Annotated in this window: 9 protein-coding genes; 4 read left to right on the top strand and 5 right to left on the bottom strand. The window is 34.9% G+C overall.

Annotated elements, in window-relative coordinates:
- Nucleotides 1–381: 381 nt before the first annotated feature.
- The 4 genes from KS419_RS02180 (at nucleotide 382) to KS419_RS02165 (ending at nucleotide 3,939) form a co-directional block, all read left to right on the top strand.
- Entirely contained in the window at nucleotides 382–915 is a 534-nt protein-coding gene (locus KS419_RS02180; RefSeq protein ID WP_217064440.1) for a DNA topology modulation protein, read from the top strand.
- Between the two features lie 139 nt (nucleotides 916–1,054).
- Nucleotides 1,055–2,329 (top strand): APC family permease, encoded by a 1,275-nt coding sequence (locus tag KS419_RS02175; RefSeq protein ID WP_217064439.1) that lies wholly within the window; start codon nucleotides 1,055–1,057, stop codon nucleotides 2,327–2,329.
- 20 nt (nucleotides 2,330–2,349) lie between these two features.
- A complete protein-coding gene (locus tag KS419_RS02170; protein ID WP_217064438.1) occupies nucleotides 2,350–2,925 on the top strand; it encodes a bifunctional transcriptional activator/DNA repair enzyme AdaA in 576 nt (191 codons plus the stop codon).
- A 114-nt stretch (nucleotides 2,926–3,039) separates the two neighbouring features.
- Nucleotides 3,040–3,939: an alpha/beta hydrolase family protein gene (locus tag KS419_RS02165; protein ID WP_217064437.1), complete on the top strand. Its 900-nt coding sequence runs from the start codon at nucleotides 3,040–3,042 to the stop codon at nucleotides 3,937–3,939.
- 423 nt (nucleotides 3,940–4,362) lie between these two features.
- Here KS419_RS02165 and KS419_RS02160 read toward each other — a convergent pair whose 3' ends face one another.
- The 5 genes from KS419_RS02160 to KS419_RS02140 form a co-directional block, all read right to left on the bottom strand.
- Nucleotides 4,363–4,959: a hypothetical protein gene (locus KS419_RS02160; protein ID WP_217064436.1), complete on the bottom strand. Its 597-nt coding sequence runs from the start codon at nucleotides 4,957–4,959 to the stop codon at nucleotides 4,363–4,365.
- 185 nt (nucleotides 4,960–5,144) lie between these two features.
- A complete protein-coding gene (locus KS419_RS02155) occupies nucleotides 5,145–5,534 on the bottom strand; it encodes a hypothetical protein (RefSeq protein ID WP_217064435.1) in 390 nt (129 codons plus the stop codon).
- Nucleotides 5,535–5,566: 32 nt separating this feature from the next.
- Nucleotides 5,567–7,744, bottom strand: coding sequence for a Z1 domain-containing protein (locus tag KS419_RS02150; protein ID WP_246593606.1), 2,178 nt, complete (start codon nucleotides 7,742–7,744; stop codon nucleotides 5,567–5,569).
- Nucleotide 7,745: 1 nt separating this feature from the next.
- On the bottom strand, nucleotides 7,746–7,970 hold the full coding sequence (locus KS419_RS02145) for a YdbC family protein (protein WP_217064434.1): 225 nt from the start codon (nucleotides 7,968–7,970) through the stop codon (nucleotides 7,746–7,748).
- Nucleotides 7,971–8,244: 274 nt separating this feature from the next.
- Nucleotides 8,245–11,421 (bottom strand): DEAD/DEAH box helicase, encoded by a 3,177-nt coding sequence (locus KS419_RS02140; protein ID WP_217064433.1) that lies wholly within the window; start codon nucleotides 11,419–11,421, stop codon nucleotides 8,245–8,247.
- Between the last annotated feature and the right edge of the window lie 10 nt (nucleotides 11,422–11,431).

Here is an 11,431-nt window from a genome sequence, read left to right as displayed (position 1 = left end):
TTTCTCTTATCTAAGACTGATTATATCAATAAGGTATGAAGTGGGCAACAAAAAGCCTTTAGGCTATCGCCTAACCGACATTCATCTCCCCCTTAGTCGTTGGGCTTCGCCCTTCACACGATTGAAGAGGGAGTCTTCTGTCGGAAAATGATAAAAAATAATAGCCAGCTATATCCCAAGTAAGAGTAAAAATAAATACATAATATGAAAACGAAAAATCCTTCCAAATGTAATATAACTTTGTTCATTATCGATAAACACCTTCCCTTATATGAGTTTGTTTGAATAACTAAGTGTTTTGACGTAAACACAGTTTTATTCGTTTCAATAAATGATAGAATGATATATTGGATGATTAACGATAAGTACAGGGGGGTTGTTATGAACCGAATTATGGTAATGGGTGTGTCTGCCGGTGTAGGAAAGTCTACTTTTGCTCGAAAACTAGGGGAAGCACTTCAATTAGATGTGTACCATTTAGATACTATTTTTTGGAAACCGAATTGGGTAGAAACGCCTCTAGAAGAATTCAGAGCAAAGCAGAAGGAAATAGTAAAGAAAGATCAATGGATCATTGACGGGAATTATAGTAATTCATATGATATTCGAGAGCAGCATGCAGATACGATTATTTATTTAGAGTTACCACTTCTAGTCTGTTTGTACCGTGTTCTGAAAAGAAGAATTGTCCATAGTGGAAAAACACGACCTGATATGCGAGAAGGCTGTGAGGAAAAAATAGATTTTAAGTTTTTGAAGTTTATAATAACTACATATCATCGAAGGAAAAAAATGATGAGAACAAGGTTTAAAGAATTTCAAAATTCTAAAAGAGTCGTGATCGTTTTACAAGGTAGAGAAGAGATTAAACAGTTTCTTAAAGAATATGAACGTGGTGGCAGAGGGACCATGTAAAACGGTGCCTGACCCCCAGTACGGTGATACAGCACCGTGCCGGGTCAGGCACCTCAACGAATTACTTAGCAAGAAAGAAGATGAATTACTCATACCCATTTTGTTATAAGTAATTATGAACAAAAAAGGGGTGGGGATTTTGGGAAGGAAGTCTATTGGATTATTTGAAGGTATAGCATTATACGTTACCGCAATTCTTGGATCTGGTGTCCTTTTTATTTCAGGAGCCACTGCTTCTGTTGCTGGACCAGCATCTTTAATGTCATGGGCAGTAGTCATCATATTAAGTTTTCCTCTTGCCTATACATTTGCTTGTTTATCTCGTCAATTCCCTGATGCTGGTGGAACTGCTACATTTGTTAGGCTTTCGTTTGGATATCATTTAGGTAACCTTGTTGGATGGTTTTATTTTGTTTGTGCTACCATCGGTCAAACCATTGTATCTCTTACAGGAGCGTTTTACGTAGTAAGCGCATTTAACCTTTCACAAATATATACTGTAATTATGGCATTGATCATTTTGCTAGTTGGTGGGGTTACGAATTATTTTGGTCTTCGTATTAGTGGTAAAGTAGCATTATTTATAAGTGGTTGTTTACTCATTCTTTTGATGTCAGTAATATTAGTAAATCTACCAAGGATAGATTGGAACCAATTTGTTCCCTTCAACCCGTTTGGATGGAGTGCTGTTGGTACAGCTGTTACGATGATACTTTGGTCCTTTTTTGGATGGGAAGCTATATGTAACTTATCTAACCAGTTCAAAAATCCAAATAACGATATTGTAAAAAGTACTTTTATAAGTGCAGTTATTATAGGTATTCTATTTTTGTTATTAAGTTTTACAACAATTGGTACTGGAACGTATGGAAGTATGGAAAGTAATCTATCTCCAATTGGGGTCATGATGGAACAAACGCTAGGGATTGGTGCAAAGGTAATTACCGCCTTTCTAGCATTTATAATATGTACAGGAACCGTGAATGCATTTCTAGCTAGTATAGCCCAACTTGGATACTCTCTTAGTAGAGATGGTGCTTTCCCAAAGTGGTTTGTTGCTGTTGATACCATTTCTAATTCTCCTAGACGAGCAATATTATTTGCGACCGTTATTGCAGGATTTGGAGTAGTAATCACAGAAATAATAAACATTACTTTTTACGATATATTATTTATCCCAACCTCATTAGGATTGGTTGTCTATATCCTTTCGATGGCATCAGGTGTAAAATTATTTAAGAGAGGTACTCTACCTTGGCTAACTTCCATCCTCTCTTTCATCCTTTGTATTTTAATCCTTCCATTTTTTGAACTATTTATTTCTGTCCCGATTGGAGTAGCAATACTCTATATTTTATATATGACAATGTCAAAAGGTAATGAACATAGGATAATACATAAATCTTCATTTTAAAAAAGGAAGGCATTCTTACAATGAATTCAACACATAACCTCGGATTTGAAATAATGTGGCAAGCAGTTATTTCTTGTGATTCAAAGTATGATGGATTGTTTTTTTATGCTGTTAAAACCACTAAAATTTTTTGCAGACCATCATGCAAATCGAAAGCACCAAACCCTAAAAATATATCTTTTTTTATTACTCCATTAGAAGCGGAAAGAGAAGGATATCGGGCTTGTAAACGATGTCAGCCTCAGCTTGATGGAATTAGTTATGACCCTCATGTCAAAGTAACGGAAGAAGTTATTTCAATTCTCACGAAAAATTATGACAAGAAGCTTTCGTTAGATGAACTGGCTTTAGAAGTTGGCATTAGTGGTTATCATTTAAATCGTATTTTTAAGGAGAAGGTAGGATTTACACCTCGTATGTATGTAGAGAAAATTAGGATGGATAAATCCAAAGCACTTCTTTTATCTACACCTGCCACCAATACTGAAGTATGTTACCAAGTTGGATATGAAAGTCTGTCAAGCTTTTATAAAGCCTTTCAAAAACATGTCGGTTGTTCACCGAAAGAATATCGAAAAAACAAAAAAGAAAGCTAAATGGAAGAAACTACTGCTATTTAATCGGGTGCCATAGCTCATCAAGGCTAGTCGATTTGAGACAGTTGGTATCTCTATGGATGATGGAGTTACGTGTATGGGAGGGACAAATCATTGCATAAACTGGAGCAAGGGGAATCCGTTAATATAAAGATGAAAGATGGAATTACTCTGAATGGGCATTTATTTAAACCAGATGGACTTACGGAGTACCCATTAATGATTTTCGTAAATGGTTCTGGTGTGTTACCCTACGAGGTTGACTTACAGGAGGAAAACTTTTATTTTTGCAGCACACTTTTGAATTGTTGTATGTCAGAAGGGTTCGCTCTTTTATTGGTTAACAAGCGTGGCGTTGGGAGTTCGGAAGGAAATTGGAAAAAACAAAGTTTTTTTGACAGAGCAGATGACATTCATACTGTTATTTTGGCTATGAGAGAACGAGATGACATCATGGAAAAACATATAAGTGTATCAGGGCATAGTCAAGGGGGCTGGGTCGTTCAACTACTTGCTTCCCGTTATCCTGACTTACTAAAATCGGCTCTTAGCATCGCTGGTCCAGCCTATAGTGTGATGGAACAAATAACGGATAATATGGATACCATCCTAATTCAAAAAGGTTATCCCCGTTTAGTAAAGTGGATGCGTCCCATTAGTAAATTATCTTTGACTTCTTATTTATATTTATCCAAGATAGTAAAGCTCGGATACTTAAGCCACATTATCGATTACGATGCCAGAGAAACGATTCCGAACATAAAAGTCCCTATTTACTTTGCCTTTGCAGAAAACGATGAGCTTGTCCCTCTAGAACATAATGAACCATTAGCACAGGAATTGATAGGAGGAAGATCGGTTCCATATAAAATCAGTATAGCTCCAGGGGTAAATCATAGCTTTGCAAGGTCTGAAAAATACCAGACTTGGGATGAAATCGAATCGAAGGCAAGTCCAGAATTAGTTCATTTATTCAAAGATTTTTGCAGATGGACAAGGGAAAATTTTCTGTAGAGTAAGAGTGGAAAGGGGATAGAGGGACACCCTATACCATCAGTCCCCTATCCTCTCCACATGTATAAATCAATAGGGGGATAGAGCATTGTGTGATTGATGTAGCTTAAATATTATTAATATCTGCTAAATGGTTAAGTGTAGATTCGTGTGAAAAAACGAAAAACTCACAAATGTTGATTTAGCAACATTTGTGAGTTTTTAATAATTATTAAACTTTTTATGTAATGGTACTGGTGGTCGGGGTCGATATAGCGTAGAAACCATTGATTTTATTGGGTGCCACGCTATATGTGTGTAAAATTTGTGTAAAAATGATTTAGGGGTGTATCTTTTGATACATTTCCTTTTTTAATATTATAGATAGCTGATGCGGGATTATAAACTTTTTCAAAATATCTTAGGCAAAAATAGTAAAGAAATCTATCGCCCACGACCACCTAAATACGTTTTAATAAAACCTTTATTAGGTACTTCCCTATAATTTTGATAAGCACCTTTCTTTTTCTTTTTACTTAATGGATATCCTAACTCTTTCAAAATTTCGTCTATTCTTAGTTCATAATGAGAATACTTTTCATTATTTATTTCAGCAAGTTTAATTTTCTTTTTTAAAATATGCATTTCTTTTTGCAATTTATTTCTCTTATCAATCTCTTTACTTAATGCCAAACAATCCGATACAACTAATTCATTCACTTCTGCAATTTTCTTAATCAAATTTTTTTCAGTTACTTTAAAATTCCTTTTGACTAGAACAATTGACTTGTCTTTTAATCCATTTGGTTTTCCAATATAAATACTATTTATTTCATATTTCCCACGTATTTTTATCTTATCATTGTCTGGTTTACCTTTATTTTGATTTATCATTGCTTTTTGACTTTGTGCATTAAATATATCTTCTTTGGATGCAGAGACTATTTGGGAGAATAAGCAATAACTTGAATGATGCTCTAAACATATTGCAGGTATAACTTTTCCACTATCTAATTTAATAAGATAAATACATCCTAGCATTCTTCTTATTCCTCCCTAATATATTATATTGGGCTACAATTACATTTTATACCACAATACATTAACTTTCACTTGCAAGGGTAATAAACAAAGACTAGTCTCTATTTGCAAATTTTGTAAACCTGAATAGTACTTAGGTTTGACATAATAACAAAGAATCGGTGCAAAGCGCACCGCTTCTCTGTTTATCTCTTATAACCCATCTCTTCCATATAACTATCAAATGGAACTTCGACAATTATATATTTTCTTTGTTCTTCATCTTCACCATAATTGGGTAAAATATTGGAACCATCGATTTCTTCGATAAGTTCACCTAAAATTAATTTACCATTATGAACTGGATCAAGTTTATCAATTGACATCTCTAATAAATCTTCATCATCTTCTTGCGTTAAAATCTCGCTATTTAATGATACTAGTAACTCTGGTTCCTTCTCACCCTTTTTTATTATTACCTTGACCTCAACATCAACATCTGACCGAAATTTTATATATTCCTTAGCAAATTTCTCAATGTCCGATTCAAACACACAAACCCCAACTATTTCTGGCTCTAAATCTTTTAATTCCATTTTAACCCTCCATTATTATACTGTGTCTTTTATTATTCATTCGCCTCACTAGCGAAAATTACTGTTTGTGTATTACCCGGTGTTACAAGGACTGGCCACCAGAATGGGCAACCACGCCATCCTTTTTCTTCATCTCCATTTTGCCTTAAAAGAATCAAGGCTGGAATATCTGTCGCAAATTGCTTTGCAATCCGTAATTCACTAGTAGAGCCTTTTGGTGTATCTGGAGCATCCTCGTACCGTCCGTCTTGGCGGATACGACCAATGTTTCTACCTTTGCGGACTATAATCCAAACTTTCCCTTTATGTTGACTATCAGTATTACGAGAGAGGTATTCTAGAGAAGATATAAATGCTTTCTCATCCCATGTCTCTCCAACTCTCGTATCAAATGTATCCTTAATTTGATTGACCACTTTTAATGCTTCTTCAATATCGACAAGGACAGGTTCCTCATTAGGAGCTATTTGATTTACATTACTATCAAGCTTATTAATTTTGTCTGTTATATACGTTTTATACCCTGTTTGAAATCCTATTGGAAGAATCCGTTTGTACGGTTTTAAAGTCGTAGTTTTCGATAATAGTAATTTGTTAGGTGAACAAGGGATTAATTGATTCTTCGTGTCTTTTTGAATAAATACAACCCCTTTTTCCTGTCCGCCTTTTTCAAATGCATTCCGTAACGCTGAATCAAACTCATGTATTTTTTCCATTACATCATAAATGGATTTTGTAGTATAAAAACGAGTGACAGCTAAGTCTTCTAAAGGTCTATAACCAAACATACGAGAATGCTGCAATACCGTATCTTGTTGAAACGTTTTCGGATTTCTTCCGTAGTAGAACCCAATAAGATTTCCTATAGTTATTCCACGGTCTAAAATTTGTCCGCCTATAAAAATGTTTAATGGTGTACGAAGCTTTAATTGTCCCGTGTCATCAAGAAGTTGGTTAACATCCTTTTCAGAATTAACTTTTGTGATCATGAGAAAGTCACGTCTAATTGCAGTTATAACATCTTGTTTCACTTCTTCATAATCTGGCAAGTAGCGATCTAAAACGAGTAGTGATTGTTTCATATTTTCATAGGAAGCACGGATGAGTCTACTTAATAGGACAGGATCTTCATCTACTATCATTCTTAGTTGTTCTTTAAGTTCTATTACAATTTCCTCTTGCCATTCATGAGCTTGTTTTGCTTGTTCTGTATGAACTATAAAACTATACTTCTTTAGTCGATTACCCGAGTGCTTTTCTTGATTTTGCCTAATAACTCCTCCGACAATAAAATTCAAAACAGCATTTCTTAATGATTTAATTTTATAACTAGTTAAAGCCTCTTCGATTTTAAAACGGCGCCTATCTTGTTTCTTGAGTACGTGCAATTCATCTAATTCAATGGATTCGTAAATGTACGAAGCTATTGAATCATCTTCTTCACTTTCCTCAAAGTAGTAATCTCCACCTATATAAGCATCTGGAACTGGCACTAATTCTGTAAACGCTGGTTTCACTGGTTTAAATTCTATATTACTGCCATCCACCCTAAGGGTTTCTGGTTGTAAGTATAAAGAGTATGGAGTTGCCGTAACTTGAAGGAAATCACAATCCGATAACTCTTTTCGCAAGTCATCAATTTGTCCTGCTATCTTATTTATCTCAGTTGTTTCTCTATTTGTTTTTGAAAAGCCAACACTCGCAAAATCAGCTTCATCATCTATAATTAATATTTTTCTTCCAGCTAACATTGGATACGTTTCAAACAAAGCCTTTTTGAGTCGGCTTAAATTATCTTTTTGTTTTTTAGCTACAATCAATAACTTTTGATCAAGCTCATAGTTTGCAAGATTATCTGGTAGTGACATAATATCAAAAATTTGCACAACGTCATCATATTTAAAATCGTCAAATTCTGTTTTTAATCTCTCATAGGTTTGTTGAGCAAGTGCACGAGTACCCTTAGTTAGTACAATAGTAATATCGTATCCGTTATCAAAGGATAGCGCTGTTGCCCCTATAAATGTCCTGGTTTTCCCACTTTGAATTTTACCAAGCAACATCCCTGGTCTATCAACTGTCGTTTCCATTTTCATAAGATTTTCCACAGTATTTTCTATACAAACACGGGTTTCTGTATCATATTGGTTCTTCTCTGCTAATTTCTTATAGAAATTACCATTTGTCTGTATGGTAGTTGTATGTGTCAATTTAATCTAACTCCATTCCATTTAAAATATCCCTCAATGCCTTTAACTCTTCTTTTGAGCAAGTGACTCCTTTCCCCATCTTTTCATGGTTAGGTGCCCAATCTCGTATATCATACCTGGGAGTTCGCCCATTCCAACTAATTAGATTTACTTCTTTTTTCCATCCTTTTGGAGATTCTGATATAGCACCAAAACTTTCCGTAATTTCGTATTTCAATTCAGCCACTTGCCATCTCTCCTCTATTGTACATTTATTTTTTCGTTATTTTATTGGTAAAGTGTAGAAAAAGACAAAGTATGGTCTTGTTTCCCAGACTTTGTCTTTCTACATAGCCTATTAAAACAAGGTGTTAGATAGTAAGTCAGATAAGGATTGCGTCATTTTAACCCTATCTTCCTCTATCTAAATGGTTTACATCTTATAACTAGGATCAAATAGGTGGAAATACTCTATCCAAAGAGTTAATTCATCAAATTTACCTAATATCTCCCACTTTCTCTTAAAAATACATGTATCCATGTTCTAATTGGTATTCTGTCATTTGCTTTTCTTTCACCTCATATATATAAACACGACTCTTTATGGGGTCATAATCTTCCTCAACTAATTGTTTTTTTAAATGATAATAATCGTTGGTAACTAGTATTAAGCGATTTTCACCATCGGTTTCTTCACTAATGAAATCAACTAAACCGAATGCTGGTTGTACTGTTACATTCAATCTGCCTTGTTTCAACTCATAGGATTCAATCATTGGTAAATAATCTTCTGGGATAATCCGTTCAGTGGCTTGGCCATTCGGTTGTACTTTTAATTGTGCAATACGTTTTACAGGTTTCAATTGGATGGAACGCTCGCGATCAATTTCTTTCAAGCGTTCTTTACTCCGGTCTTCCAATTCATCAATTTGCGCATAGGTTTGGTTAATTATTGCACTATTTTTCCCGTCTATATTCTCTTCTTGATATTTCTTTAATCGATCTTGTAAAGTTCCCATTTGATCATCGAAAGACTTTCTTAAAAATACTCGTTTTCGATTCGCATAACCCTCACGCTTTCGTTGGATCCTCTTTAAAATTTTCCTAGCTTGATTAATAACATTTCGTGTAATATCCTGCTCTTCATCAAAATATTTACTAATTACATCCAATGATTGGCGGAAAAGGAAATACGGTGAAACATGGATAAACTCACCTTTCTCACGTTTAGCTAGTAACATCAACTTCTGTTCTAGCTCCCGACCGTTACCGTCAACTATTGTGATCAAATTTAATTCCATTGTTATTGATTCTTGAACTGATGCATTCACTTTATAAAGTGGCATTACTATTTGTTGCATTTCTTTGGCTGTAAGTTTCATCACTAGGTTAAACAGTGGATCATCATTTTCTATCATCCGTGACTTATTCGTTTCTTTTTTCGATGTTAGTGAAAAGCGGATAGAGTCTTCAAAATTAAACATAAGCTTATTGTCTTTTGCAAAATCACGAATACGTTTAGGAAAACGATCAATTCGTACTGTATTTTGATCAGCAGAAACATTTAAGCGTGTTCTCGTATTCTCTAAGCCTTTGATAACAAATTGCCCGTAAAAACGATTTGGTATGCTCTGCATAGAAACTTCATCAAAAGAACGTTTGGCACCAGGTAAATCAAAATTATTGTCTAGTCGTTCTTTTTTAGCAAGCTCTAACAACCGTTTATGTTCTTCAGATAACGTTTTTTCCATATGTTCAATAACTTCGTTTAAATTTTCACGTCCAGTAATCGCTTGTTCCATAATTGAGGATAAATCAGCTTGATGATCTTCTAGAACTTCACCTATAAAATCATAAACAAGTTCTTGTCCAAGGTCTTCACGCATTTGCTCCATCTTTGTGAGAAGCCTGATGAGCACATCCCCTTCACGTGTATTTGTTGCTACTAAATTAAATACAAAAACCTCATTTTTCTGACCAATACGGTGAATACGCCCCATCCGCTGTTCGAGTCTATTAGGATTCCAAGGAATATCGTAATTCACCATTTGATTACAAAATTGAAGGTTAATTGATTCACCGCCAGCATCTGTTGCTATCATAATTTGAAGGTCATTACGAAACTTCTCCACTTCTACCTGACGTCTATCCATGGAAAAGTCACCTACAATTTTCGCAATCTCAGGAACATAGGCTTTTAGTTTTTTTTCTAAATAATTTAAAGTATCTTTTGATTCGGTAAATATTAAGATTTTCTCACCCTGAGCTAACAAACCACCAGCACCGAATAATGTTTTTTCCAACTCCAAAAACTTGCGCTCATTTTCATTTTGTCGAATAATATTGGCCTTACGAATCAATTGATCCAACATTTCAATTTCCACTTGTAGTTCTTCAAGATCTAGATCCTCATATTCTCCTTCAGCATACTCTTCCATTAGTTCTTGTTCTTCAATTGAGCTATCTTCATAATCCTCAAAGTCCAAAACTCGTTGAATTTTACGACCTGTTTCCAATGCTTTCTGTAAACGCCCTCTACGCCGGAAGAGGGATAAGTAAATAGCTTCTACCGAAGAGCTCAAACGCCTTTGTAAAATCATCATCGCAAAAGCAACATTAGGTTTGTTATTTTGTTTTGCTCGATTAAAGTAATATCTCACATAGTCTGTGACTGCTTCATATAAGTCGATCTCCGCAGGACTCAAGTCGAACCCTAGTGTTTTTGTTGTCCTCTTTGGGAACAACGGAGTACCATCAAAATTAACCATATTTTCTTTTAAGCGACGAATGACATAAGGATTACTTTTTTCGAAAATGGAATCTCCTCGGTTTAACTGGGAAAAGATATCATGATCAATCAAACTCATGAGGTGGCGGAAATTTTCCTTATCACCTTTGTGAGGTGTTGCTGTTAACAACAAACAATGTTCTGTATGCCTGAGTAAGTTCTCGCCAAGTTGAAACATTTTTGTTCGTTTCACTTTCCGTTTCTTCTGACCAACTGTATAAGCTGCCATTTTATGCGCCTCATCTACAATGACTAAGTCAAAATTGGAGTTTACTATTATATTTTTTATATCTTCTCTAGATGCCCAATATACCGATGCAATCACTTGTTGATGTATATCAAATGGATTTAATTCACCGGAAGCATCTAAATAAGACCGAGTAATGATTAAAAAATCTTCATCAAATTTTTCTTTTAATTCCATTTGCCATTGCTTTAGAACGAGAGGAGGGACTAGGATCAAAGTTTTTCTAATTAGGTTCCGTGCTTTTAATTCTCGTATGAGCATTCCTGACATTATCGTTTTACCTGCACCTGGATCATCTGCTAATAGATATCTTATCTGCGGTGTTTGAAGCATTTTACTATATACTGCTTCAATTTGATGTGGCAATGGAATCATATTTTTATTACCACGGGCCCTTGCTTGAGAGTATTCCTTTTCCGTTCTTAATACGTAATATTGTAAATAGTGTTGGAAGCGCGCCTTCAAACGATCAGAGGCATCTTCATCAGAGTAACGTTCTACCTCTTGTAGTTGATATTTCTCTAAATAGTTTTCAAAAAATTGATTCGACTCCCTCCCTACTGCTTCTACTAGATACAAATCATTATCTATGACTTCCACGTGTTTCACTTGTACTGGTTCTGGCCAAAAAGAGGCTCCTACTATTTCACCTTTTTTAAGCACGTTAATAAAC

Origin of the sequence: Evansella tamaricis (genome assembly GCF_019042215.1) — a bacterium.
Lineage (GTDB): Bacteria > Bacillota > Bacilli > Bacillales > Salisediminibacteriaceae > Evansella > Evansella tamaricis.
The sequence above is the reverse complement of the archived record's forward strand: the minus strand, read 5'-3'. Positions and strand labels throughout refer to the sequence as shown.